Origin of the sequence: Bacteroides sp. An19 (assembly GCF_002160215.1) — a bacterium.
Classification (GTDB): Bacteria; Bacteroidota; Bacteroidia; order Bacteroidales; family Bacteroidaceae; genus Phocaeicola; species Phocaeicola intestinalis.
Genome location: NZ_NFKD01000019.1, coordinates 37,817 through 64,551, shown reverse-complemented (window position 1 = coordinate 64,551; position 26,735 = coordinate 37,817). Strand labels below are relative to the sequence as shown.

The window sequence follows — 26,735 nt, the reverse complement described above, 5'->3', positions numbered from 1 at the left end:
TCAGCAGAGCTTGCGTCCTCTTCAACTCCTTGATTACAAAGCTAATGAAAACCTTTAATAAAATAAAAAAATTCTCTGGATATTTGGATTACAACATAGAAGAAACTGTTTTGAATTTATCGTGTACTGATTGGGGATGAGTTTTTGAGGTATTTCCGCTTGTGTGATGAGGAAGATAGCGGGCTATCTGACAAAGAACAGAAGCGGAAAGAACCAAAAAATCGCCCAAAGCACACACGAAAACGGAAACATCAAGACGAGAAAAACTTTTTGGAGAAATTCAAAATAGTTTCTTAATATGAATGTCCGTAATTAGCCAATGCGGTCGGGTTGAAAACGCAGTAGTACTGCATTCGCCGATGAAGTATATATCCGTAGGCGGATGAAGTTATATTCAATCGCGGATGCAGTATATATTCATTTTTCAAGGGTATGTATTGACTGCTTGCGGACCATTCATCAACTTTATTGGATATCTAAACTTTCACAGAGAGAAATACAGATGTTTATATAAATATATCAAAATAAGAAAATGAAGACGATAGGCATTTTTGTGGGATTATTATTAATAAGTATGTATGGCTTTGCACAAACGGATGCAGATTCGATAAAAACAGACCGTGTGTATGCGACAGATACAACAGGTATAACAGAACTTTCGGGTGATTCAGTATCGGTTCCAGCTGTAAATCCGTTAAATGATACATTGTCTGTTTCGTTAGATACAATGGTTGCTGTAGTAAAGAAACCAGTTGTAAACCCCATAAACCGGAAAGTAAAAGCCCGTTTTTATGCACTGCTCTCCCAATATCGGAAAACCCGGCAGGAAATGTCAGAACGTTGGGATGATATCTTCATACCACATGCTCCGGCGTGGATTCGTCCGGATGCCGATTATTTCAAGCTTGCCATGCCTGCCACATATTACTCGGATGCTATCGAGCAGGCAATCTCTATCGATGGCTGGAAGCCGGAAAGTCCTTTCCCGGAAAAAAATCCGATAAAAGATTCTCTGTTCCAGATACCCCGTCTTACGCATACAGCGGATGTCGACCGTGCCATCAACCGCCAACTGTTAAACTTTTACGTGCAATATCCTAATTTGGTACGTAAAAACGAAAACGACCTAAGCGGCCTGGAGCCTTTGCCGGATGAAATGATTGTCAGGAAACCACGAAAGAACAAAGTGCTTACCTTGCTGACTCCAGAATCGACATACCGGATGGGTGAAGATAATTTATTGATAATCCGGCCGAATTTTTGGACCATTTCAGGGAACGGTTATATCCAGTTTTCACAAAACTATATTTCGGACAATTGGTATAAGGGAGGAGAAAGTACTGTTTCGCTTTTGTCTGGTATGACATGGCAATTCAATTACGATGACAAGCAGAAAATCCAGTTTGAAAACAAAATCGAATGGAAACTGGGATTTATCACAGCCCCTTCGGATACCGTGCACCAGTACAAAACCAGTGAAGATATGCTCCGCCTCAGTTCGAAATTCGGCTACAAAGCAATCTGGAACTGGTATTATACGATTTCGGCAGAATTCAAGACTCAATTCTTTTCCAAATATGATACGAACTCGGACAATCTCGTTTCGGGCTTACTCTCTCCTGCCGAACTGAACATCGGTATCGGTATGGATTATAAATATGTGAAAGACAACATCTGTAACTTGTCTGTCCTGATCAATCCGTTCAACTATTCACGCTATAGTGTGACAAGCGACCGGGTAGACCCGACTAAATTCAATATCGAGGCAGGACATAAGATAGAGAATCAGTTGGGTTCGCGCCTGGAAACCACGTTGAAATGGAACCTGTTGAACAACTTGCTATGGGAGTCACGTTTTTCGTATACGACAAATTATGAAAAAGTCTTGGCAGAATGGGAAAATACGTTTACGTTTGCATTCAATAAATATTTTTCAACAAAGTTATTCGTGCACGCACGTTTCGATGATTCGGTAACGCTTGAAGCGGATGATGATAGTTATTTTCAACTTCAGGAATTGTTGAGTCTAGGATTCAATTACACGTGGTGAGAAAAGAGTAGAGATTAAACTTATTTTGTCACAGAAACAGATAGGGATACCGGATCTGTAGGGTTTTGTGATGTATGTTATAAATTTAGACATAAAATTATGATTTCATTTGTTCAAATTCTTGATTTCATAGGCACATTTGCTTTCGCTATTAGCGGCATCCGTTTGGCTTCTGCCAAACGTTTTGACTGGTTTGGAGCATATATCGTGGGGTTGGCAACAGCCATCGGAGGTGGAACCCTGCGTGATGTGATGCTAAACGTGACACCCGTATGGATGACCGACCCCATCTATTTAATCTGTACGGCTTTTGCCATGTTTTTCGTTATTATTTTTGGCAAATACCTGATTCATCTGAATAACACTTTTTTCTTTTTCGACAGTATTGGACTTGCATTATTTACTGTAGTAGGATTCGGTAAGACTATTGCTTTGGGATTTCCGTTTTGGGTCGCTATTATCATGGGGAGCATAACAGGTGCGGCAGGAGGAGTAATCCGTGATGTTTTTATAAACGAGATTCCGTTGATTTTCCGAAAAGAAATTTATGCCATGGCATGTGTGATTGGAGGACTTGCATATTGGGGTTGCCTTCAATTGGGCATGGAGGATTATGTCTCGCAGATTGTAGGCGGAATGACGGTATTGATAGTCCGTATCCTAGCCGTGAAATATCAAATTACTCTTCCCATCTTGAAAGGAGACCCCACAAATCAGCAAGAGAAAGAATAGACAGACGGATTAAACGAATATATCAAACCAAGAAAGACTTTTTGTAGAAATTCAAAACAGTTTTTTAGCACAACGATTGTTTCCCGATGTAGAAGATAATCTTCTCCGGCATTGAGAAGCTGTTTTGAATTTATCGTGCGATGATTTGGGATGAGTTTTTGAGGCATTTCCGCTTCTGTGATGAGGAAGATAGCGGGCTATCTGACGAAGAACAGGAGCGAAAAGGACCAAAAAATCGCCCAAAGCACACACGAAAACGGATACATCAAGCCAAGAAAAACTTTTTGGAGAAATTCAAAACAGCTTCTGAGGATAATCTGCATAATTTATGTGTTTGCCTGTATATTTCCAACCATTTTTTGTTTTTCTCAAAAAGTTCTTCTATCTTTGCCGGAAAGTAAAACAAAGGGGTGCCCATGTCGGGCTGAGATCATACCCTACGAACCTGATACGGTTAGTACCGGCGAAGGGATTGTTTCTTCGGAAAACACTCTTTACATACCTCCCTCTCCTGAAAGGTGTCTCTTTGGATTACTCCTTATTATATTTATACTTTATTTATATAGAGAACCACTATGACAGTTATTGTAAACAACAAAGAGACCGATTTGACCCAAGGGAATACCATTGCCGATTTGGCAAAACAACTGGAGCTTCCTGAAAAAGGAGTAGCCATAGCTTTGCACAACCGTATGATTCCCCGTGAAAAATGGGCAGACCAAACCTTACAACCAAACGATAGTTTAGTTATCATCAAAGCGGCTTGTGGAGGATAATACAGCTATGGAACTGCAATTCATTACCCATTACACCGGTCGATATACCTACTTCGACTCTGCCCGGATGGCACTGGAAGGCGGATGCCGGTGGATTCAGTTGCGCATGAAGGAGGCAACCGAAGAAGAGGTAGAAAAGGAAGCGATACGTGTACAGGACTTATGCCGCCAGTACGGAGCCACGTTCATCATAGACGATCACGTGGCTTTGGCAAAAAAGCTACATGCCGACGGTGTGCATCTGGGTAAAAAGGACATGCCGATAGCCGAAGCCCGCAAACTGCTGGGAAAAGACTTTATTATCGGAGGTACGGCAAACACATTCGAAGACGTGCAGATGCATTATGCCGCAGGTGCCGACTACATTGGCTGCGGACCGTTCCGCTTCACAACAACCAAGAAAAACCTAAGTCCTGTACTGGGACTGGAAGGCTACCGGAATATCGTATCACGTATGAAAGAGGCAGGCATCAACTTGCCTATCGTAGCCATTGGAGGCATCGCCTTCGAAGATATTCCGGCTATCATGCAGACTGGAGTATCGGGCATTGCTCTTAGCGGAAGCATCCTGCGTGCGGATGACCCGATAGCAGAAACGAGGAGGATAATTAATAGTTAACAGTTAATAATTAATAATTAATAGTTGATATTGAATATATGAAAAAACTGATTATCGCCGATAAAGAATTCGACTCACGCTTGTTTTTAGGTACAGGCAAATTCAACTCGAATGAGATTATGGAGAAAGCTATTCTGGCTTCGGGCACGGAAATGGTGACCGTAGCCATGAAACGCATTGAACTGAATGATAAGGAAGACGATATGTTGCATCACATCGTTCATCCGCATATCCAACTTTTGCCCAACACTTCGGGTGTGCGTACGGCAGAAGAAGCTGTATTCGCCGCACAAATGGCACGCGAAGCATTCGGCACCAACTGGTTGAAGCTGGAGATTCATCCAGACCCGCGCTATCTTCTGCCCGACTCTGCCGAGACGTTGAAAGCGACAGAAGAATTGGTGAAACTGGGATTCGTGGTATTACCTTATTGCCAGGCAGACCCTACTCTTTGCAAACGCCTGGAAGAAGCCGGAGCCGCTACAGTGATGCCACTCGCCGCCCCTATCGGTACAAATAAGGGATTGCAGACACGCGACTTCTTGCGCATTATCATCGAACAAAGTAACGTGCCGGTAGTAGTAGATGCCGGTATCGGTGCACCGAGCCATGCAGCCGAAGCCATGGAAATGGGAGCAGACGCCTGTCTGGTAAACACAGCAATCGCTGTAGCCGGAAATCCGGAAGAAATGGCTATTGCCTTCAAGGAAGCCGTGATAGCCGGACGCCGTGCTTACGAAGCAGGACTTGGCGTGCAAAGTGAGAGCTTCGAAGCTTCTGCCTCGTCACCCTTAACCGCTTTTCTGAATAATTAATGTATTAGGGACTAGGTACCAGGGACTAGGTGACTAGGTTCTGAATAGTCTGGCAAACACCGGTCAAACTATATAGAATTACCTAGTACGTGAAACCTAGTACGTAGTCCTTAATCTCCTACAAAAAATACCACCATGGAACAAGAGAACAAACCTTACGCACACCGCGAGAAAGCCTACATGCAAGGCACACTCTTCCCCTTCATCAAAGTGGGAATGCAGAAAGTAAACCTGACCCCTACCGTCACCATCCAAGACGGAAAGAAAGTGATGACTCCGAATGCGCCTGTTTATATCTACGATACCAGCGGCCCGTTCAGCGACCCTTCGGTAAAGATAGACTTGAAGAAAGGCATTGCCCGTATGCGTGAACCGTGGATTACCGGACGAGGGGATGTGGAGCAATTGCCTTCCATTACTTCCGAATATGGCAAGATGCGCCGGGATGACACTTCGCTCGATCACCTGCGTTTCGAACACATCGCCCTACCCTATCGTGCCAAAGCCGGAAAATGCTGCACCCAGATGTACTATGCCAAACAAGGCATCGTAACTCCGGAAATGGAATATGTGGCAATCCGTGAAAACATGAATTGCAAAGAATTAGGCATCGACACCCACATCACTCCCGAATTTGTGCGTGACGAGATAGCCGCAGGACGTGCCGTATTGCCTGCCAATATCAATCATCCGGAAAGCGAACCGATGATTATCGGGCGCAACTTCCTGGTGAAAATCAATACCAACATCGGAAACTCTGCCACAACTTCGAGCATCGAAGAGGAAGTGGACAAAGCCGTATGGAGCTGCAAATGGGGAGGCGATACGTTGATGGACCTCTCTACGGGAGACAACATCCACGAAACCCGCGAATGGATTATCCGAAACTGCCCTGTACCCGTAGGCACCGTACCTATTTATCAGGCACTGGAAAAGGTGAACGGAAAAGTAGAAGACCTGACATGGGAAATCTATAAGGACACCTTGATAGAACAATGCGAACAAGGAGTAGATTATTTCACCATCCATGCAGGTATCCGCCGGCACAATGTACACCTGGCGGACAAGCGTTTATGCGGCATCGTGAGCCGCGGAGGAAGCATTATGAGCAAATGGTGCCTGATACACGACCAGGAGTCATTCCTCTACGAGCATTTCGATGACATCTGCGACATCCTTGCCCAATACGATGTAGCTATCTCATTGGGCGACGGCCTGCGTCCCGGATGTATTGCCGACGCTAACGACGAAGCCCAGTTTGCCGAACTCGACACCATGGGTGAACTTGTTGTCCGTGCATGGGAAAAGAACGTACAGGCATTCATCGAAGGTCCGGGCCATGTGCCTTTGCACAAGATTCAAGAGAACATGCAACGCCAGATCGAGCATTGTCACAACGCTCCGTTCTATACCCTCGGTCCGTTGGTAACAGACATCGCTCCGGGATATGACCACATCACATCAGCCATCGGAGCCACCCAAATCGGCTGGCTGGGTACGGCAATGTTGTGCTATGTCACTCCGAAAGAACACCTCGGATTGCCCAACCGCGAAGATGTGCGTACGGGAGTCATTACCTATAAGATAGCTGCCCATGCCGCCGACCTTGCCAAAGGACATCCCGGAGCACAAATCCGCGACAACGCCCTCAGCAAAGCCCGTTATGAGTTCCGCTGGCGCGACCAGTTCCATCTGAGCCTTGACCCCGACCGTGCGCTGGAATACTTCAACGAAGGACGCCATACCGACGGGGAGTATTGCACCATGTGCGGTCCGAACTTCTGCGCCATGAAGCTTTCGAGAGATCTCTCTTCAATTAATAATTAAATGAGCATCCGCAAACAGCTCATGTAGGGGCGTATCGCATACGCCCGAATGCATCAACTAATCCACGTGAATGTTTTCAGGGCGTATGCGATACGCCCCTACATGGCAATTGGATGAAATGAGGATATTTAATATAATAAAAATAAACAGAAAAGAATGTATGACCCCAATACTCATCGACGCAAAAGTATAAGGTTGCCCGGATATGATTATAGTACAGAAGGTTTTTATTTCATTTGTACAAAAGATAAAAAATGTATATTCGGTAAAATCGTTGATGGGGAAATGATTTTGAATGAGGCTGGAAAAATTGTAAAAGAAGAATGGCTACAAACTATCAATATTAGAAAAGGAGAAGCAAAATTGCACAAATATGTAATAATGCCCAATCATTTTCATGCCATCATAGAAATTTGTAGGGGCGTATCGCATACGCCCGAATGCATCAACGCAAATAATAGTGGATGTAATCAGGGCGTATGCAATACGCCCCTACAATCAACATCAAAAACTATAGGTGCCATTATACGTGGATACAAAGGAGCTGTTTCACGAAGAATAGGCTATTCTGTTTGGCAACGCAACTATTATGAACATATCATCCGGAACCAACATTCGTATGATGAAATTGAGGAATACATTTTAAATAATACTTTCCTTTGGGAAAAAGATAATTTATTCATTGAATAGCATGTTTAGCGAAGAATTAGAAAAAATAAGCTGGGAGGAGACGACCGAAGCCATCTACTCCAAAACAGAATCCGATGTGCTGCGGGCACTCGGCAAGTCACACTGTGATGTGAACGACTTTATGGCACTGGTTTCGCCGGCTGCCGAAAAATACCTGGAACCGATGGCACGCCTGAGTCGCAAATATACCGAAGAACGGTTCGGGAAAACAGTATCGATGTTTATTCCGCTTTATCTGACCAACTCGTGTACCAATTCGTGCGTGTATTGCGGATTCCATATCAGCAATCCCATGGCAAGGACTATCCTGACACCCGAAGAAATGGAGAACGAGTACAAAGCCATCAAGAAACTGGCTCCGTTTGAAAACCTGCTGATAGTAACCGGAGAAAATCCGGCAAAGGCAGGCGTACCGTATCTTGCCAAAGCACTTGATCTGGCAAAGCCCTATTTCTCGAACCTGAAAATAGAAGTAATGCCGCTGAAAACCGAAGAATATGCCGAACTGACCAGACACGGCATGAACGGGGTCATCTGTTTCCAGGAAACATACAACAAAGCACGTTATAACATCTATCATCCGCGTGGCATGAAATCGAAATTCGAATGGCGCGTAAACGGCTTCGACCGCATGGGACAAGCAGGCGTGCATTCTATCGGCATGGGCGTATTGATAGGATTGGAAGACTGGCGTACCGATGTCACGATGATGGCATACCACCTGCGTTATCTGCAAAAACACTATTGGAAGACCAAATACAGTGTCAACTTCCCCCGCATGCGCCCCGCAGAGAACGAAGGATTCCAACCCAACGTCATCATGAGCGACAAGGAACTGGCACAGGTGACCTTTGCCATGCGTATCTTCGACCACGATGTGGATATTTCGTATTCTACCCGTGAACCGGCTTATATCCGCGACCACATGGCATCGCTGGGCGTAACCACCATGAGTGCCGAAAGCAAAACCGAACCGGGAGGATATTACACTTATCCTCAGGCCTTAGAACAATTCCATATCAGCGACGACCGTACCGCCATGGAAGTAGAGTGCGCACTAAAGGCAGCCGGACGCGAACCGGTATGGAAAGACTGGGATGCTTCATTCGACTTTGTAAAATGAAGAATGAAGAATGATGAATGAAGAATCGGGGTTCTGATGAACCTATATCCGCAAGCCGATGAAGCTATATCCGCAGACCTATGCATATAGCTGCACCAGATTCTTCATTCCTCTTTCTTCATTCTTAATTCTTCATTCAAAAAAATGGAAAGATACAACCGCCAACTCCTTCTTCCCGAAATTGGCGAAGAAGGACAAGCACGCCTGAAAGCGGCACGTGTACTCATTGTAGGTGTAGGAGGGCTCGGCTCTCCCATCGCACTCTATCTGGCAGGTGCCGGAGTAGGAACAATCGGGCTGATTGATGATGATACCGTAAGTGAAAGCAACCTGCAACGTCAAGTGCTCTATTCTGAAGCCGAAGTAAACCTGCCCAAAGCCCTGCAAGCCCAAAAACGGCTGGAAGCACTGAACAGCACCATCCGGATAAAGGCCTACCCTACCCGCCTGACACCCGACAATGCTAAAGCAATTATATCAGACTATGACATCGTAGTGGACGGATGCGACAATTTCATCACCCGATACCTGATTGATGACACGTGTGCCTCACTGGGGAAAGCATATGTGTACGGGGCAATCCGGGCATTCGAAGGACAAGTATCGGTATTCTTATATAATAAAGGAGAAAAAAGATACCGCGACCTCTATCCCGATGAACAGGAAATGTTATCCATGCCCCCACTTCCCAAAGGAGTGATAGGAGTTACTCCCGGACTGGTAGGTTGCGTCGAAGCTCATGAAGTTATCAAGATTATTTGTGGTTACGGGACCATTTTGGCAGGGAAATTATGGCAAATCGACCTGAAAACGATGGAAACGTACACGATTTTGCTTTAACTTACGCTAATATTACAAACTTATTACTACCTTTGCTGCACCATATTGTGTTTTCACATGAAACTGATAGTAATAACCAGGCCCACTTACTTTGTGGAAGAAGATAAAATACTGACAGCCCTTTTCGAAGAAGGACTGGAGATTCTTCATTTACGCAAAACCGATTCCACTCCGGTCTATGCAGAAAGATTGCTGACATTGATTCCGGAAAAATACAGGAAGCGTATTGTCGTACATGGGAATTTCTACCTGAAAGAAGAATATAAGTTAAGAGGGATTCATATCAACAGCCATAATTCTGTGATACCCGACAACTATTCAGGTCCTATCACTACTTCCTGTCATTCGCTGGAAGAAGTGAAACAGAAAAAGCCCCAGTTCGAATACGTGTTCCTCAGTCCTATCTTCGACAGCATATCGAAAGAAGGATACGATTCGGCTTTCACACCTGAAGAAATCCGGGCTGCAGCTAAAAACGGCATCATCGACAAACGTGTCATCGCATTGGGAGGTATTGACGAAAGCAATATCCTGCAAGTAAAAGATTTCGGATTTGGAGGGTGTGCCGTATTGGGAGGATTGTGGAACAAGTTCTGTCCGGAGCATGACTATAATTACAGTGACCTGATTGAACAATTCAGGAAACTGAAGAAATTGGCTGACTAGAAGTTTTTTCGATACATGTTTTGTCCGGCTAAAGAAATAGTGTAACTTTGTATATATACTTTTTTAAGGCAACATATTTAACAATGAGCGAAACATCAAGATTTAAAGTCTTCTCGGGTACAAACTCGAGATATCTGGCAGAGAAAATCTGCAAAAGTTTGGGATGCCCGCTGGGTAACATGAACATTACTCATTTCGCTGACGGCGAATTTGCAGTATCTTACGAAGAATCGATTCGTGGCCAGCACGTATTTCTCGTACAGTCAACTTTTCCGAACTCCGACAATTTGATGGAGCTTTTATTAATGATTGACGCAGCAAAACGTGCTTCGGCCAAACGTATCATCGCCGTTGTCCCCTATTTCGGCTGGGCACGACAAGACCGCAAGGACAAGCCCCGTGTATCCATCGGTGCCAAATTAGTGGCAGACTTATTAAGCGTAGCGGGCATTGACCGCTTGATTACCATGGATTTGCATGCCGACCAGATTCAGGGATTCTTCGATATTCCGGTCGATCACCTGTACGGTTCTACCATCTTTGCTCCCTATATCCAGTCTTTACATTTGCCTAATCTGGTCATTGCCACTCCCGATGTGGGAGGTTCGAAACGTGCCAGTACGTATGCTAAATACCTGGATGTACCTTTGGTATTGTGCCACAAGACACGTGAAAAAGCCAATGTGGTAGCATCGATGCAAATCATCGGTGATGTAAAGGGTAAAGATGTAGTGCTGATAGACGACATGGTAGATACCGCCGGTACCATCACCAAAGCCGCCGACATCATGAAAGAAGCCGGAGCGACTTCGGTACGTGCCATCGCCAGCCACTGTGTCATGTCGGGTCCTGCATCCGAACGCGTACAAAACTCGCAACTGGAAGAACTGGTATTCACCGACAGCATCCCGTACTCAAACCGTTGTGCCAAAGTGAAACAGCTTTCTATAGCCGACATGTTTGCTGAGACGATTCGCCGTGTATTGAGCCACGAATCTATCAGCTCGCAATATTTGCTTTGATTTCTTATGAAACGCAGATTAACCCAGATTCTTGCTGATTCATAATTAAATAATATGATATCCGCGTCAATCTGAGCTAATCTGCGTTTTTAATAAAATTTCCTCATGAAAATCCTTTGGCTTGACCTGAACAGTTCGTATGCGCATTCCTCGTTGGCTTTGCCCGCCTTGCAAGCCCAACTCATCGGACGTGCCGATATAGAGTGGGATATTGTTTCTGCAACTATCAATGAAAATCCGGGCATGGCGAGTGCTGAAGTATTCCGTCGGAAACCGGATATCGTAGCCGCTACCTGCTGGCTCTTCAATCACGAAATGTTACTTCACACTTTGGGACGTATCAAGGCTTTGCTCCCCGATTGTTGCATCACACTGGGAGGTCCCGAATTTTTGGGGGATAATGAAAGGTTCCTACGTAACTATCCTTTCGTGAATTGTGTATTCCGAGGCGAAGGAGAAGAGGTTTTCGCACGCTGGCTGGAAATATGGAATAAGCCGGAAGCATGGCACACCATAACCGGCTTATGTTATTTGGATACAGTTTCCACCTACCACGATAACGGACGTGCACAAGTGATGCATTTCGACCGGCTTGTCCCGCCCGAAGAAAGCCCGTTCTTCAATTGGAGCAAACCTTTCGTGCAACTGGAAACTACACGCGGATGTTTCAATACATGCGCCTTTTGTGTAAGCGGAGGCGAGAAACCCGTACGCACCCTTCCCATTGAAACCATCCGAAGGCGAATCTCCTTGATTCAGGAGCACCACATCCGGAATATCCGGGTGCTCGACCGGACTTTCAATTACAATACCCGTCATGCCCGCGCCTTACTCGATTTATTCCGTGAATTTCCAGACATCCGTTTTCACTTAGAAGTGCATCCCGCCCTTTTATCCGAAGAGCTGAAAGAAATACTTGCCGCCATGCCAAAGGGACAATTACACTTAGAGGCAGGCATTCAAAGCCTCCATCAGGAAGTGCTGACCGTCAGCCGGAGAGCAGGAGACTTGGCAGATGCCCTGTCCGGTCTGGAATTCTTATGTGCTTTGCCCAATTTGGAAACCCATGCCGACCTGATAGCAGGATTACCTTTATATCATTTAAAAGAGATATTCGAAGATGTCCGTACGTTGGCTTCTTATCGTGCCGGCGAAATTCAATTGGAATCTCTAAAGCTTCTTCCCGGAACGGAAATGCGCCGGCGCAGCTCGGAATTAAGCATCAGCTACTCTCCTTTTCCTCCATACGAAGTATTGAAAACCAACGAAATCACTCCCGACGAACTTCAAACAGCACGCATGTTATCACGCCTCATAGACGGATTCTACAATGCCAAACCTTGGCAAGAAATCACTCGCCTGTTGATTGTGGAAGAGTCTGAATTCTTGCACCGGTTCTTGGAGCATCTGACTCGTATCGGCGTCATTGACCAGCCCATGAGCCTGGAACGGCGTGGCATCCTACTCTATAAGTTCTGTCAAGAAAACTATCCGGCTTACGAAACCGTCGTGACACTTGCATGGATAGAAGCGGGCATGTCGCTCAAGAAAGAACCAGCCTACCGCGTCCGTACCAAACACGTATTACCTCCCGAACATTGGGAGGTACTCAATGGTAATTATCACGAAGAATTGCGTCTCTGCCTGCTTCCGCCTGCCGAAAACGAAGACATTACGTATTGGTTTGGTTTTGAACCTGAATCGCAACAAACCAAACCGGTATTCAAAGCAAGGACTTTATAAATTATTCATTATTAACTGTTAACTAAAAAAATACCATGAACCGAATTTGCCGACTATTCAACATTAAATACCCCATCATCCAAGGTGGAATGGTATGGTGCAGCGGCTGGAGATTAGCTTCTGCCGTAAGCAACGCTGGAGGGCTTGGCTTGCTGGGAGCAGGCTCAATGCACCCCGAAACCTTACGCGAGCACATCCGTAAGTGTAAAGCAGCTACCGACAAGCCTTTTGGAGTAAATGTACCGCTCATGTATCCCGAAATAGATACCATCATGCCAATCATCGCCGAAGAAGGCGTAAGAATCGTTTTCACTTCGGCAGGCAGTCCAAAGAAATGGACTGACTGGCTTCACGAACGGGATATCCTCGTGGCACACGTAGTGGCTTCGTCCAAATTTGCAGCCAAATGTGAGGAAGCGGGCGTAGACGCTATCGTAGCCGAAGGATTCGAAGCCGGAGGGCATAACGGACGAGAAGAGACCACCACCATGTGTCTCATCCCTGCCATTCGCCGTACATGTACTCTGCCCCTATTGGCTGCAGGAGGCATAGCGACTGGCGAAAGCATCCTTGCCGCACAAGCCTTGGGAGCCGACGGCGTACAGATAGGAACCCGATTCGCATTAACCGAAGAAAGCTCAGCACACTTCTCGTTCAAAGACCGGTGCCTGCGCCTGAACGAAGGCGACACGATACTGACACTGAAACAACTTTCGCCTACCCGATTGGTGAAAAATGACTTCTACAAACGGGTTGAAGAAGCAGAACTGCGCGGTGCATCAGTAGATGAACTTCGTGAGATCTTAGGACGGGGACGCGCCAAGTTAGGAATATTCGAAGGAGACATCTTTGAGGGAGAAATCGAAATTGGTCAAGTTGCCTCACAAATCAAACGCTTGCAAGCAGTTGACGAAGTGATGAAAGAACTGATAGATGAATATAATGAATCGCTGATTCGCCTGCAGGCAAACCGCCTGATGGATATGGCATAAAACAAAAAGCATGTGACGGTCATTATTAAAATAATGAGGTGAAAATGAAGATATATTACTTTGCCGTTTCAGTTATCTTCATGGACTGTAGCAGTTAACTGGAATAGCTTATGAAGTATATCTTCGTTTTCAGAAGGAGATGTTATGGACTTATGAAGATATTCGTTTGAAACAAAACCGGGACATAAAGCACAAACAAAGAGCGATAAAATCCAGCTTTCTCTTCGTTTATGCATTCAAATAATTGATTACCTTTGCACGATTTTTCAAGCAAAGGCGCAATGAACAATGCATATGAAGAAAGATTAGGTACCGAACGTATGCTGCCGCTGGTATTCAAGATGGCACTCCCAGCCATCGCGGCACAGTTTGTAAACCTACTATACAACCTCGTAGACCGTATCTACATCGGGCATATTCCAGACATCGGAACTGATGCGCTGGCAGGAATCGGTGTGACCAGCGCAGTCATCATTCTGATTTCTGCCTTTTCATCTATCGTAGGAGCTGGAGGTGCTCCATTGGCAGCCATAGCCTTAGGACAAGGCGATCGCGAACGGGCCGGAAAAATACTGGGTAACGGTTTCATTTTACTGATAATCTTTACACTTATCACTTCCTCCATAGCATATATTTTCATGGAGCCGATTTTATTGTTTACCGGTGCATCCGGACGGACAATCGGCTATGCTACCGATTACCTGTCGGTTTATCTGCTGGGAACGCTCTTCGTAGAATTGTCGGTAGGGCTCAATACTTTTATCAACATACAAGGACGTCCCGCCATTGCCATGTACTCAGTGCTGATAGGTGCCATTCTGAATATCGCGTTAGACCCTCTGTTCATTTTTACATTCGACATGGGAGTAAAAGGAGCAGCTTTTGCCACCATCTTGTCGCAAGCTTGCAGTGCGGCCTGGACGTTAAGTTTCCTGACATCCGGAAAAGCTTCCCTCCGGCTGGAACGGCAGTATATGAAGCTACACAAAAGCATCCTTTTTCCCGTTCTGGCACTGGGAATTTCTCCTTTTATCATGGCAAGTACTGAAAGCCTGGTAAGCTTCGTATTAAACGGTACGTTGGAGCGCTTTGGCGACATCTACGTCAGTGCACTCGCTATTATGCAAAGTGCAATGATGATTGTCAGTGTTCCACTAACCGGATTTGCACAAGGATTTGTCCCTATTGTAAGCTATAACTACGGACATCACGATTTCAATCGTGTCAAATCGTGTTTCAAGATTGCGCTTATCTCGATGTTTTCATTCAACTTTGTGCTGATTGTGTTTATGATACTGTTTCCTTCAGTCATAGCTGGCGCTTTTACTACCGATCAAAAACTAATAACCGTTGTATGTCAAATGATGCCCATATTCCTTGCCGGTATGACCATATTCGGCTTGCAACGTACTTGCCAAAATATGTTCGTGGCACTGGGTCAGGCAAAAGTATCCATTTTCATCGCCCTTTTGCGAAAAGTCTTTCTTCTGGTTCCTTTGGCACTTGTCCTTCCACATATCATGGGTGTGCATGGTGTATTTGCAGCAGAAGGCATTTCAGATGCAACAGCAGCCATCTGTTGTACCCTTATTTTTGCCTTCCGTTTCCCCAAAATACTTCGGTAAGGCTATTCTCTCCGCCTCACGATATTCCGAAAATCGTTCACGATGTCACGCCCTAAGTTAACCCGCGTACTGTCTACCTGCCGGATGGCCACCGGTGTAACCGCATCTTTATATTTCGCTTTACCCAGTTTGAATTTCATCTTGTCCAGATTGCCCGTTATGGTAACTCCCATCTTGAAAGGCAAAGGCGATTTCAAAATGGATATGTGATAATTGAAATTCATATCCAATCCTTGTGTCCCTCCCACTGCAGCTTTATAACGGTCTATTTGCACTACAAACGGATATACCGTCACATTACCGTCTTTCACCGTTACATTAACTGATATGCTGTCGAACACATTCCGTTTCTTGTTTTTGAACCTCAACATTTCTGATATCTCGGAAAAAGTTTCCCCATCCATCAATACCAAGCTGTCACCATCGATACGGACTGCGGCACGCAGGCTGGGTATTTTGATGTTCATGTTCGAATCAAGCCGGGCTTCTGCCGCAGCATCAAAATTGACCTGCCCTTTGAACGAACGAAGCATTGGCACGATGGTATCCAACGAAGGAATGAAATCAACCAGTTTACCGATATTGATTCTACGCAGCCTGAAATCAAACCCCGCATATCCTCGCTTTTTCTCTGTGGCCCGATAAACCACCGTTGCAAACATACTTGCATCCAATCCTTTCATCCGCAAAGCATTGAGGTGTACAGCCTGATCCCGGACGTTTACTTCACCACGTACATTTTCGAATACCATTTTGTCGTAACGTACACGTTTCAAATTTGTCTGCAGTTCGAAATCTATGTTCTTCGGCACGATAAACAATTTCATTGCCGAGGCTGTATCCACTTTCTCTTCTGCAGCCTCTTCCGTATCCACCGTGTCTGCCGGAAAACTGAGGGCATTAATCAACTGATTGCAATCAAGGTTGTGCGAAGACACATCCAACTGGGCACGCAATACCTTATGATGCTTCATTACGCCATATAAGTCGTAAACCACACCACTTGCAGTCAAATCGGAACGGCCAATACGGAAACTGGCATTTTTCAATGTTATCCGACGGTCGCCTACAGTAAGTGCCGTCTTGCGCATACGGACAGGCAAAGCAAATTGAGGAACATTTACTTTCAGGCGATTGAAACCAATGATGCCTTTAGGTATCCACAATGAATCGCGCACCTTTTCTGCCGATACGCCAAACCCTGCCTTGTCCATACCGAACCGGATATCGCCTGCACGTGCAAACAATGTATCTGCCTCCATTGAAAGCCCGATACGTGGCATGGAAGGATTCCGCTGTCCTGGCTCCAGACTGATAGTGGCAGTAGTCTTCTTGCAAAACACAGCCAATGAATCTCCCATATTCCCTTTCAATTGATTCAATTCCACCTTGCAATCCATTTTGGCTATTCGTGCCGTATCCTGCGGATTGGTTGTTTTTGCTGTAGCGGTAAGGCTGGAAAGATTGGCATCCAGACGGCGAGAGCGTAACACCAGCTTGCTTATCTGAGCACGGGCGGCCAAGAAATCATTGCCTAAAAATGCCAGTGATGCATCGCTGGTAAACTCGAAGCCTTTGGCTGTATCTTGCAGCGACATGCCATTCATCGTGACTTTACCTGCCGCCCGGATACGTCCCAAATCACGTTTCTTAATAGATGACAACCGTGTCTTCAACCGTAAGTTTGCTTCGACAGCTCCTTGGATCGTTACTCCCTGTTGTAACGGGAAAGTCTGTGCCAACGAAGTCAGGTCTATCTTTGATTGGGTATTGAACGTAATCACCGGATCACCCAATAAATCATCCACCTTCGCATCTGCCAATACATCGGTATGTGCACCTTGGAAACGGAAAATTTTCAAATCGGCATACGAAGGTTTCTGACGCATCAGGTCTACAAAAGCTTGAAAATCTGCCGAGAGATGGTCAATTCCATAGGGCAATTTATCGTATTTGGCAGAAGCATCCTTGATACGGACATCCAGTGTGACAGCAGGTACCTGTTTTTTCCCGTACCAGCCTTTTACCGTTCCCCGCATCATCACTTCCCCCTTGGCAGTCATGCTTTCACGTTTTAAAATACTTTCGGGTATCATGCTCAGTACCGTTTCAAGCGTAGGAGCATGCAGACCGTATGTGAGATCTACAGCCAGTGCCCGACGAACCGTATCGCCCTGCAATGTCCCTTTCACATCAAAATGAATACCGTTGACCTTGATGCCGGCATCATGCAACACCAGTTTACGTGTTTGCCGTTCCAGTTCAAGGTCGGTATCCAACTCTGCAGCTATCCGGTGCAGCAACAACTGACCGTCTTGCCAGAAAATAATGTTATCGTTTTTAAACTTCAACGACAATCGCGAACGTTCCTTATGCAGAGCGGCACGCAATCCTAAAGAAGCATTCTGCAAGCTGGCATACAACCGGGTGTCGCGGTCGTCAAAAACCACATCTGCATGTTTCAGCGAAACCCGGCGGATGTCAATGCCTCCCGTCAGGGGCTTTGCCGTTACCGTATCCTTTGCTGCCACAGCAGAAGTGTCAACCTGCATGATGTCCCAGTTTGCCACCCCTTCCTTACTTTTATAAGCATAGACAGAGGCATTTTCCAATCCCAGATAATTAACCGTAATTTTATTCTTATACAAATAATCCAACGGGTTAACTACCACCACACACTTGTCGAACGCGACCAATGAATCTGTTTTCTGCCACAATGTGTCTTTCAACGCTTTCGAGACCAGACTTCCATTTGTCAGTTTCAGTCCGAAACGGGGGAATGTGGAAAAGAAAGTCAATTCCACACTTTTCATATCCAATTTGGCATTCAAGACCTGATTGGATACCTTCAATACCACTGGAGTAAGTTTTTCGGGCGTAAATATAAAATTAACCGCCAAAGCTATGCCTCCCAACGCCAGAACAATCAGTGCAACGACCGACAAACTGGTTATTTTCAGAATATTCTTTGTCCGTTTTTTCATCATTCTTTTATTTGTTCATAAAACAACGGCAAAGATACAAATAAAAAGAAGCGGCGGTTATTCTTCTGCCGCTTCTTCAATAGAAAACTTTATCACTGTCACATTTGCCTGATAAAACGTTTTCCCATTTTCAATATACATACTTCCTCCCGACCGCATGCACATGCGCACTGACATACCGTCATTCGCCCGTAAGAGGTATTCGCCTGTGTGTTTTTGTTCATTAACGGTATACCACATCGCATTCTGTCCATACTGTACTTCCACGTAGTTGCCGTCTGTTTCATAATCCCAGGAAATAAGATAGTCGGCCGTTTCTCCCCGGTGAAAAGTAAAGACACATGTCGCTTCATCGTAATTGATATACGACAGACTGGTTACTTCTTCGGGATAAAAATTGAATACTACCACTCCTGCCGAATCGCTTTGCATCACATTATTTATTGTGTATGAGGTATAAGTTTCCCCCAAATGATGCTTTTCTATCGGATAATATTCGATGTCTGCTTGCTGGCAGGAACTGATAACTGACAAAACAAACACACTCCATATTATTATCGTTTTCATTCCATCAGCATTTCCGGTACCAACATCTCGTCCTCTTTCCCTGTAGGAGTTCGGGAAGACCAAATTTCATATTGTTCGTCAGTTAGAATCTTCTTTAACTTCTTGTCGAACTTTTTTATCTGTTTCTGCATATCTTCCCGTTCATTCTTCATGGGCATCGAAGGTGGCATCCCTTCCATTCTCGGAGGCATTCCGCCTTGTGGAGGCATCCCTCCTCCTTCAGGAGGCATTGGGGGACGCCCTCCTTCAGGCAGATGTCTTTCTGTCATCCTTTCCACTTTTTCTTTTTCCTGTTTCAAGTAAAGCTTATATATTTTTTTGTATTGCTTTTCGCTTAATTGCAAAAGTTCGTTCATTTCGTCCGTTCGCCTTTTTGCCATCTTCTCCGGGTTGGGGACTTCCTTTACCTGTTCTTCTGCTTGCCAAAGAAAAGCAGAAAAATTATCTGCCACGGCAAACATTTCTCCGCCGAAAGCCATCCCCAACAACAAACTACAAATGTATCTTTTCATATCTTCTTTGTTTTAATGATGTTTCAAAGTTAAGCGCTCTTTCATCCCATACCAAAAACTATCAACCAACAGGATTATTTTATCTGTAAATCGCTCTATTTTCATAATGAATCTGTCATTTCGGCACATACATACAAGGAAAGGCCTAATCACTTGTCAACAATATGATATTTAAACCGAAAAACGTTTGCATAAAGTATGATATGAATTCCGTCATCAGCCAATCCGGCCGAGTTGAAAACGCAGTAGTACTGCATCTGCCGATGAAGTATATATCCGTAAGCGAATGCAGTATATATTCAACCGTTGATGCAGTATATATTCATTTTTCAAGGGTATGACTGTTTGCAGGAATTCATTAAGTATAACAGCCGCCACCTTTCACAAGGCAGCGGCTATTGTGAGAAAAAAATTGATTTTTTACTTTGTACATTCATGTTTTGGAATCTTTTTGATGTTTGTTACCAGCCTGGCAACTGCTCCAGATTAGGATTATTGTTCACATCATCTGTCGGCTCACCACTACGAAATTAGATTACTGCAAACACTCGGCAAAAAACTATCAGCTAACCAAAGGATTCTCTCAATAAAAACACCGTTCTATACGCTAAAATGTCTATAATCCCAATAGCTTGCAAAATTGGCTGAACAGTCTGTGAAATCATCCAATTCGCCGATTATTTTTGCTGCAACATATCTTTTCTTTTATCTTTGTTTCATGCAATATTAAAAAGACGACAAGACTATGACTACTTTACAAAAACAACAATTTTTCGAGCATACAATTTACGCAACAATTGCCATACTGATTTTTGCTACTCCTATCATCAATGCCTTGTTGATGGCATATCAGACTAATGGAAAAACCGAGATTACCCGTCCTGCCATTGATATGTGGATTATTACCAGTCCCTTTTTTTCCCTCTTCTTAATAAATAACTATGTACTGATTCCGGTCCTGCTATTGAAAAAGCAATATGCCGGATATGTAACAGCCGTCATATTCATTATCCCTTTGTTATTCATCATCATCCCTGAAATAATCGGGCTGTTCCATCCGGATGATATTACCCGCCGGCCTTCTTTGCCGATGCCTCCTCCACCCATGCCCAGCGAAGAAAGACCTGCCTCGCCGTTTCCTCCGTCCGTTACGTTCACCCATATCCTGATTGGCGTATTATTGGTAGGCTTCAACATTGCCATCAGGCTTTTCCTGAAATCGTTGCATGATGATGAACGGCTGAAAGAACTGGAACATGAACGCTTAAGGGCTGAACTGAAGCATCTGAAATACCAACTGAATCCTCATTTCTTCATGAATACACTTAACAACATCCATACCTTGATAGAATTCGACAAGGAAAAAGCCCAGAAAAGCATTATCGAACTTTCTACGCTGATGCAATATGTACTTTATGAAGCTGACAAGAACCTGATTCTGCTGGCAAAAGAAGTACATTTTCTAGAAAACTACCTGAAACTGATGCAACTGCGTTATACCGACAAACTGCATGTAACATTTCATACCCCGTTCATCATCCCTGAGGTGCAAGTTCCTCCCCTGCTTTTCATTTCGCTGCTGGAAAATGCTTTTACCCACGGCATCAGCCATTGCGACAACTCATTTATTGATGCCAGCATCCATGTAGAAGGGGACTCTGTTTATTTTACCTGCAAGAACAGTCTGGCACACCAATCGGCAGCAACCCAACATCAAGGTATCGGATTGCTCAACATACAAAAAAGACTCAACTTGCTTTTCGGCAATAATTATACACTGAATGCCGAAAGAAAAGACAATCAATATCGTGTACTTTTAATTATTCCAGCACAATGATAAACTGTATCATCCTTGACGACGAACCATTGGCCTTGCTTAAACTGGCTGAATATATCAAGCGAATCCCGTTTTTGACTTTAGAAAAAGCTTGTCTGGAAACACATGAGGCCCAATCTCTTTTAGAAGGGAAAAACATAGACTTATTATTCACAGACATCGACATGCCAGACAAAAACGGCATAGAATTTATCCGGTCGCTCACACACCCGCCAATGGTTATTTTTACTACAGCATACCCCATGTATGCCATCGAAGGCTTCAAACTGAACGCGGTAGATTACCTGCTGAAACCTTTCGAATTCGAAGATTGCCTGCATGCGGCTGAAAAAGCACAAAAGATGCAAAGCCTTTCACAATCCATTCCTGCAACTGCAGAAACAGAGAACCCCGAAACTCTTTTTGTAAAGAGCGATTACAAGGTTGTACGCATCAACATAGACAGCATCAACTACATTGAAAGCATGAGCGAATACATTCGAATCTATACCGACGAACGCGAGAAGCCCGTTACTACCCTCTATAGCCTGCAACGGCTGGAGGCTCGTTTACCCGCTCATTTCATGCGAGTACATCGCTCATATATCGTCAATATGCAGAAAATCAAAGAAATTTCCAGATTCCGAATCTGCTTTTCACCCAAAGCACTGATTCCCGTAGGCGAGAATTACAAAGAAAAATTTATGGAGTACATCCGCAAGCATGGCATCTTATGATTCACTAAAAAAACAGTCATAGCTTTCATTGGATGGTTGGGAAGAAAAACGTATCTTTGTTACAATAAAAAAACGATTTCGCATGAATGGATATCTATATAAATACCTGTCTCCACTGGGTGACATAACCCTTGCCAGCAACGGTGAAGCGCTGACCGGATTATGGTTCGACGGACAAAAATATTTTGACCCTGCACTGACAGCTACCTACGTTGAAAAGGAGCTTCCTGTGTTTGTTGAGACTCTTGAATGGCTGGAACGATATTTCAACAGAGAACTTCCGGGTGTACCGCCTGCCCTTCAACCGCAAGGTTCCCCTTTCCGGCAAGCTGTGTGGAATATACTAAAAGAAATTCCTTACGGACAAACCGTCACTTACAAAGACATTGCACAAAAACTCGCCCGCCAAAAAGGTGTCGAGCATTTTTCGGCACAAGCTGTAGGTGGAGCTATCGGACATAATCCCATCAGCATTCTTATTCCCTGCCATCGGGTTATAGGAAGCAACGGAAATTTGACTGGTTACGCAGGCGGACTTTGGCGAAAAGAAAAATTACTGGAATTGGAAAGGGAACATTTCCTTTCCCGCAATGCCTGAGCCTGTTTCAGAAAGTGTTTTTGAATTTTCAAGTAAATATCTGAAGACAAAAAAAACAACTAATTCACACTCTAAATGTGAATTAGTTGGTAATTAATCTAAGCTACTGATCAGATATTCAACGATTTCTTCACAGCTTCTACTTTTTCAAGAGCAGCGGCTGTTTCGCGGGCATAACACTTCGGACAGCCCATTTCGCCCTTCACCTCCACGTAGAACTTAATTTTCGGTTCAGTGCCCGACGGACGAACAGATACCTTCGTACCATCTGCCGTGAAGAACTGAAGCACATTTGAGGTCTCAGGCATTTCAATATCGGTCACATTGCCCTTGTTATCGGTAGCCTTCAGCGTCTTGTAGTCTTTAGTCAAGGTCACTTCTGATCCACCCAATTCTTTCGGCGGACAAGCACGGAAGTTGTCCATCATCGCCTTGATTTCATCGGCACCGCTCTTACCCGGTTTCACTACATTTACGGTTACTTCTTTCGAGAATCCATATTCCAGATAAACTTCCATCAGGATGTCGTACAAAGTCTTTCCCTGGTCTTTTGCCCAAGCACAGATTTCAGCCAGTAACGAGCAGGCAGATACCGCGTCTTTATCGCGTACGAAATCTTCAGCAAGGAAACCGTAACTTTCTTCACCGCCACCGATGTATTGCTCTTTGCCTTCACGCAAACGAATTTCACGGGCAATCCATTTGAAACCGGTATAGCAATCTATCATCTTGATGTTATTCTTTTCTGCCACTTTACGGATAACTTCGGTAGTCACAATGGTCTTCACGATAAACTCGTTGCCTTTCATTTTGCCCATTGCGATACGGTTCTTGATGATGTAATACAAGAATATCAGGCAGGTCTGGTTACCGTTAATCAATACCCATTCACCTTTATCGTCCTTGCAAGCCATGCCTACACGGTCTGCGTCCGGATCGGAAGCCATCACGATATCGGCATCAATGCTCTTGGCAAGGTTAATGGCCATAGTCAAAGCTTCTGCATTTTCCGGATTCGGAGATACGACTGTCGGGAAATCGCCGCTCTTCACCATCTGTTCAGGAACACAATGCACGTTTTCGAAGCCCCACAGCTTTAATGATTGTGGAATCAGCATCATACCGGTTCCGTGCAACGGCGTATAAACAATCTTCAGGTCTTTCTGACGCTTGATTACTTCAGGATCGATAGATATGCCATGCACCTTTTCCAAATAAATATCATCGATATCTTTGCCAATAATTTGAATCAGTTCTTTGTTGCCCTGGAACTTGATATCGGTTACCTTTACCTTGTTTACTTCATCGATAATGCCTGTATCGTGTGGAGCAAGCACCTGTGCACCGTCTTCCCAATATGCCTTGTAGCCATTATATTCTTTCGGATTGTGCGAAGCCGTAATATTGATACCGCTCTGACAACCCAAATGACGGATAGCAAACGATACTTCCGGCGTAGGACGCATATCATCAAAAAGATATACCTTGATGCCGTTTGCCGAGAAGATATCAGCTGAAATTTCGGCAAACTTACGGCTATTGTTGCGGCAATCGTGCCCCACTACTACTGCAATGTCTTTTTTCCCGGCAAAGCATTTGTTCAGGTAATTGGCCATACCTTGTGTAGCAGCACCTACTGTATAGATGTTCATACGATTTGAACCCGCACCCATGATGCCGCGCAGACCACCCGTACCGAATTCTAAATCTTTATAGAACGCATCGATAAGTCCGGTTTTGTCTGTGTCTTCAAGAATCCGTTTTACTTCGGCCTGTGTTTCTGCATCATAAGCAGGAGTCAACCAGCTCTGAGCCTTTTCTGTACAAAGTTTGATTAATGCTTCGTTTTCCATGATGTTATAAATATTATTAAAGTTAGTAATATGCATAATACATTTTGTACCCCAAAAATAAAAGATTCATTCTACATATCCTAATTTTAGGACATTTTTTTTAAAGCCATTTTTAAGCAATCAATAGACTGTTGAAAAATAACCAATCCCCAATTGACCAAAAATCCTCCTCAAACGAACATAAGTGATACGACTGACTCACTTATGTGAAACGCCCGGGTTACTTATGTGAAACGGGGCACTCACTTATGTTCATCAAAAGGCATGCTTGACATCCAAATATAAACCAAAACAATGTGGAATGAGGCATTTATTTGGAAAAAGTTCGCAACACATACACTTATAAGCCTAAATTTTTATTACTTTTGCGCACAATTCACCAACTTCTGTGCAATTTTTTAAGAAAAATGGAGAACAAAGAAAGCTTGATACAATTAATAGAAGAAAGCATCCGCCGGAACTGGGACCGCGATGCAATGACCGACTACAAAGGTGCTACCTTGCAATACCGGGACGTGGCACGGAAAATAGAAAAGATGCACATCCTTTTCGAGTTTGCCGGCATTAAACCCTGCGACAAGATTGCCCTATGTGGACGAAACAGTGCCAATTGGACTGCTGTATTCCTGAGTATCATTACTTACGGTGCTGTGGCAGTACCTATCCTACACGAATTCAAGGCAGACAACGTACACAATATTGTCAACCATTCCGATGCCCGGATGATGTTCGTAGGCGACCAGGTGTGGGAAAATTTCAATGAGGCTGCTATGCCCAGGCTGGAAGGCATCATCGAATTGAAGAACTTTGACCTGGTGGTATCGCGCTCAAAACAATTGACCTACGCACGCGAGCATCTGAACGAAGAGTTCGGCAAGCGCTATCCATGCCGATTCCGTGCCGAGCACGTGTCTTACCGGCGTGAAGACCCGGAAGAACTGGCTGTCATCAACTATACTTCGGGTACTACCGGATACTCGAAAGGTGTGATGCTTCCATACCGGTGTTTTTTGTCGAATATTCAGCACATCCATCGCAAAGTGGGGCTGCAAGCCGGTGACAACGTTGTATCCATGCTCCCTTTAGGACACATCTTCGGACTTACCTTCGATTTCTTGTATGGAGTAACTGTCGGTGTGCACCTGTGGTTTCTTACCCGTATGCCCTCACCTAAAATCATAGCCGAGTCGTTTGCAGAAATACGTCCGCGTGTCATTGCCTGTGTACCCCTTATCGTAGAGAAAATATTTAAAAAGAACATCCTGCCCAAAGTAGACAACAAACTGGGCAAGTTGCTTTTGAAACTTCCCATCATCAGTGACAAGATAAAAGAACAGATACGCAATCAGGCAATGGAGGTATTTGGCAACAACTTCATCGAAATCGTTGTAGGAGGAGCTCCTTTCAATGCCGAAGTAGAAGCTTTCCTGCGCAAAATAAACTTCCCCTATACCATCGCCTATGGTATGACCGAAGCGGCACCGCTTATCTGTCATAGCCGGTGGGACGAAATCGAATACACTTCGTGTGGCAGGACTGTCAGCAATATGGAAACGAAAGTGCTCTCACCCGACCCCGGACACATTCCCGGAGAACTGGTATGTCGGGGACGCAATGTAATGTCCGGGTATTTCAAAAATCCTGAAGCCACCGCACAAACCATCGATGCCGAAGGCTGGTTGCACACAGGTGACATGGCAATAAAGGATGCCGAAGGAAATATCTTTATCAAAGGAAGATGTAAAAACATGCTGCTTACCGCTTCAGGACAAAACATCTACCCTGAAGAAATCGAAGCACGACTCAACAACATGCCTTATGTGGGTGAATCGCTGGTGCTTCTCTCGGGCGATAAGCTTATTGCGCTGGTCTATCCCGACCACGAAGATACTTTCGCACATGGGCTAAGTGCCATCCAACTGGAACAGCTGATGGAAGTGAACCGCGGCGAACTGAACAAGCAACTCCCCGCCTATTGCCAGATAACCCGCATCCGCCTCTATCCCGAAGAGTTCGAGAAAACGGCAAAAAAGAGTATCAAGCGATTCCTTTACCAAAACATCGAAAACTAATAAATAATTGCTTTTTTGTCTGGAAGGACCTTACACATATTCCCGACGCCATCTGTGTGCCTCAGAATGCATAGAC

24 protein-coding genes and 1 riboswitch are annotated in these 26,735 nt (G+C 44.7%); of the genes, 20 read left to right on the top strand and 4 right to left on the bottom strand.

Going from position 1 to position 26,735, the window contains the following annotated elements:
- Positions 1 to 144 precede the first annotated feature (144 nt).
- The 16 genes from B5F25_RS21675 (at position 145) to B5F25_RS09350 (ending at position 15,520) form a co-directional block, all read left to right on the top strand.
- Positions 145 to 297, top strand: coding sequence for a hypothetical protein (locus tag B5F25_RS21675; protein ID WP_162614388.1), 153 nt, complete (start codon positions 145 to 147; stop codon positions 295 to 297).
- A gap of 235 nt (positions 298 to 532) precedes the next feature.
- Positions 533 to 2,050 carry a DUF3078 domain-containing protein gene (locus B5F25_RS09415; protein WP_087249165.1) on the top strand — a complete coding sequence of 506 codons (1,518 nt, stop codon included), beginning with the start codon at positions 533 to 535 and terminating at the stop codon, positions 2,048 to 2,050.
- Positions 2,051 to 2,149: 99 nt separating this feature from the next.
- Complete coding sequence (locus tag B5F25_RS09410; protein WP_022040879.1) at positions 2,150 to 2,782, top strand: trimeric intracellular cation channel family protein; 633 nt, start codon at positions 2,150 to 2,152, stop codon at positions 2,780 to 2,782.
- A 140-nt stretch (positions 2,783 to 2,922) separates the two neighbouring features.
- Positions 2,923 to 3,183: a hypothetical protein gene (locus tag B5F25_RS21160; RefSeq protein WP_140406904.1), complete on the top strand. Its 261-nt coding sequence runs from the start codon at positions 2,923 to 2,925 to the stop codon at positions 3,181 to 3,183.
- Positions 3,179 to 3,271, top strand: a riboswitch (TPP riboswitch). (Overlaps the previous gene by 5 nt.)
- An 86-nt stretch (positions 3,272 to 3,357) precedes the next feature.
- On the top strand, positions 3,358 to 3,558 hold the full coding sequence (thiS, locus tag B5F25_RS09405; protein ID WP_022040880.1) for a sulfur carrier protein ThiS: 201 nt from the start codon (positions 3,358 to 3,360) through the stop codon (positions 3,556 to 3,558).
- Entirely contained in the window at positions 3,548 to 4,177 is a 630-nt protein-coding gene (locus tag B5F25_RS09400) for a thiamine phosphate synthase (RefSeq protein ID WP_087249163.1), read from the top strand. The genes thiS and B5F25_RS09400 overlap by 11 nt, the downstream gene beginning before the upstream one ends.
- A gap of 38 nt (positions 4,178 to 4,215) precedes the next feature.
- Positions 4,216 to 4,992 carry a thiazole synthase gene (locus B5F25_RS09395; protein WP_022040882.1) on the top strand — a complete coding sequence of 259 codons (777 nt, stop codon included), beginning with the start codon at positions 4,216 to 4,218 and terminating at the stop codon, positions 4,990 to 4,992.
- A gap of 135 nt (positions 4,993 to 5,127) precedes the next feature.
- The gene (gene thiC, locus B5F25_RS09390) at positions 5,128 to 6,819 is read left to right on the top strand and encodes a phosphomethylpyrimidine synthase ThiC (RefSeq protein WP_087249161.1); all 1,692 of its coding nucleotides are present in this window, start codon (positions 5,128 to 5,130) and stop codon (positions 6,817 to 6,819) included.
- Between the two features lie 156 nt (positions 6,820 to 6,975).
- Positions 6,976 to 7,509: a transposase gene (locus B5F25_RS09385; protein WP_087249159.1), complete on the top strand. Its 534-nt coding sequence runs from the start codon at positions 6,976 to 6,978 to the stop codon at positions 7,507 to 7,509.
- Position 7,510: 1 nt separating this feature from the next.
- Positions 7,511 to 8,632, top strand: coding sequence for a 2-iminoacetate synthase ThiH (gene thiH, locus B5F25_RS09380; protein ID WP_013619484.1), 1,122 nt, complete (start codon positions 7,511 to 7,513; stop codon positions 8,630 to 8,632).
- A gap of 144 nt (positions 8,633 to 8,776) precedes the next feature.
- On the top strand, positions 8,777 to 9,472 hold the full coding sequence (locus tag B5F25_RS09375) for a HesA/MoeB/ThiF family protein (protein WP_022040884.1): 696 nt from the start codon (positions 8,777 to 8,779) through the stop codon (positions 9,470 to 9,472).
- Positions 9,473 to 9,529: 57 nt separating this feature from the next.
- Entirely contained in the window at positions 9,530 to 10,138 is a 609-nt protein-coding gene (locus tag B5F25_RS09370) for a thiamine phosphate synthase (RefSeq protein WP_022040885.1), read from the top strand.
- Between the two features lie 83 nt (positions 10,139 to 10,221).
- Positions 10,222 to 11,160, top strand: coding sequence for a ribose-phosphate pyrophosphokinase (locus tag B5F25_RS09365; RefSeq protein WP_087209873.1), 939 nt, complete (start codon positions 10,222 to 10,224; stop codon positions 11,158 to 11,160).
- A gap of 105 nt (positions 11,161 to 11,265) precedes the next feature.
- Positions 11,266 to 12,903 (top strand): radical SAM protein, encoded by a 1,638-nt coding sequence (locus tag B5F25_RS09360; RefSeq protein ID WP_087249157.1) that lies wholly within the window; start codon positions 11,266 to 11,268, stop codon positions 12,901 to 12,903.
- Between the two features lie 35 nt (positions 12,904 to 12,938).
- Positions 12,939 to 13,895, top strand: coding sequence for a nitronate monooxygenase (locus tag B5F25_RS09355; protein ID WP_087249155.1), 957 nt, complete (start codon positions 12,939 to 12,941; stop codon positions 13,893 to 13,895).
- Between the two features lie 281 nt (positions 13,896 to 14,176).
- Positions 14,177 to 15,520: an MATE family efflux transporter gene (locus B5F25_RS09350; RefSeq protein WP_087249154.1), complete on the top strand. Its 1,344-nt coding sequence runs from the start codon at positions 14,177 to 14,179 to the stop codon at positions 15,518 to 15,520.
- Positions 15,521 to 15,522: 2 nt separating this feature from the next.
- On the opposite strand, the gene B5F25_RS09345 is transcribed toward B5F25_RS09350, so the two are convergent.
- From B5F25_RS09345 to B5F25_RS09335, 3 genes are read right to left on the bottom strand one after another with little or no spacing between them, the layout of a single operon-like run.
- On the bottom strand, positions 15,523 to 18,504 hold the full coding sequence (locus tag B5F25_RS09345; RefSeq protein WP_087249173.1) for an AsmA-like C-terminal region-containing protein: 2,982 nt from the start codon (positions 18,502 to 18,504) through the stop codon (positions 15,523 to 15,525).
- Positions 18,505 to 18,561: 57 nt separating this feature from the next.
- Entirely contained in the window at positions 18,562 to 19,071 is a 510-nt protein-coding gene (locus B5F25_RS09340) for a hypothetical protein (RefSeq protein WP_087249152.1), read from the bottom strand.
- The gene (locus B5F25_RS09335; protein WP_140406903.1) at positions 19,068 to 19,583 is read right to left on the bottom strand and encodes a hypothetical protein; all 516 of its coding nucleotides are present in this window, start codon (positions 19,581 to 19,583) and stop codon (positions 19,068 to 19,070) included. Before B5F25_RS09335 ends, B5F25_RS09340 begins: the two co-directional genes overlap by 4 nt.
- 745 nt (positions 19,584 to 20,328) lie before the next feature.
- On the opposite strand from B5F25_RS09335, the gene B5F25_RS09330 reads away from it, so the two are divergent.
- The 3 genes from B5F25_RS09330 to B5F25_RS09320 all read left to right on the top strand — a co-directional run bounded on the left by B5F25_RS09330 (position 20,329) and on the right by B5F25_RS09320 (position 22,734).
- Positions 20,329 to 21,420 carry a histidine kinase gene (locus tag B5F25_RS09330; RefSeq protein ID WP_087249148.1) on the top strand — a complete coding sequence of 364 codons (1,092 nt, stop codon included), beginning with the start codon at positions 20,329 to 20,331 and terminating at the stop codon, positions 21,418 to 21,420.
- Positions 21,417 to 22,136 carry a LytTR family DNA-binding domain-containing protein gene (locus B5F25_RS09325; RefSeq protein WP_087249146.1) on the top strand — a complete coding sequence of 240 codons (720 nt, stop codon included), beginning with the start codon at positions 21,417 to 21,419 and terminating at the stop codon, positions 22,134 to 22,136. The genes B5F25_RS09330 and B5F25_RS09325 overlap by 4 nt, the downstream gene beginning before the upstream one ends.
- Positions 22,137 to 22,218: 82 nt before the next feature.
- Positions 22,219 to 22,734 carry a methylated-DNA--[protein]-cysteine S-methyltransferase gene (locus B5F25_RS09320; protein ID WP_022040895.1) on the top strand — a complete coding sequence of 172 codons (516 nt, stop codon included), beginning with the start codon at positions 22,219 to 22,221 and terminating at the stop codon, positions 22,732 to 22,734.
- 110 nt (positions 22,735 to 22,844) lie between these two features.
- Here the strand turns inward: B5F25_RS09320 and B5F25_RS09315 are convergent, their stop codons facing one another.
- Complete coding sequence (locus B5F25_RS09315) at positions 22,845 to 24,587, bottom strand: phospho-sugar mutase (RefSeq protein WP_087208221.1); 1,743 nt, start codon at positions 24,585 to 24,587, stop codon at positions 22,845 to 22,847.
- A gap of 407 nt (positions 24,588 to 24,994) precedes the next feature.
- Between B5F25_RS09315 and B5F25_RS09310 the strand changes: the two genes are divergently transcribed.
- Positions 24,995 to 26,659: an AMP-binding protein gene (locus tag B5F25_RS09310; RefSeq protein ID WP_022040897.1), complete on the top strand. Its 1,665-nt coding sequence runs from the start codon at positions 24,995 to 24,997 to the stop codon at positions 26,657 to 26,659.
- Positions 26,660 to 26,735: the final 76 nt, after the last annotated feature.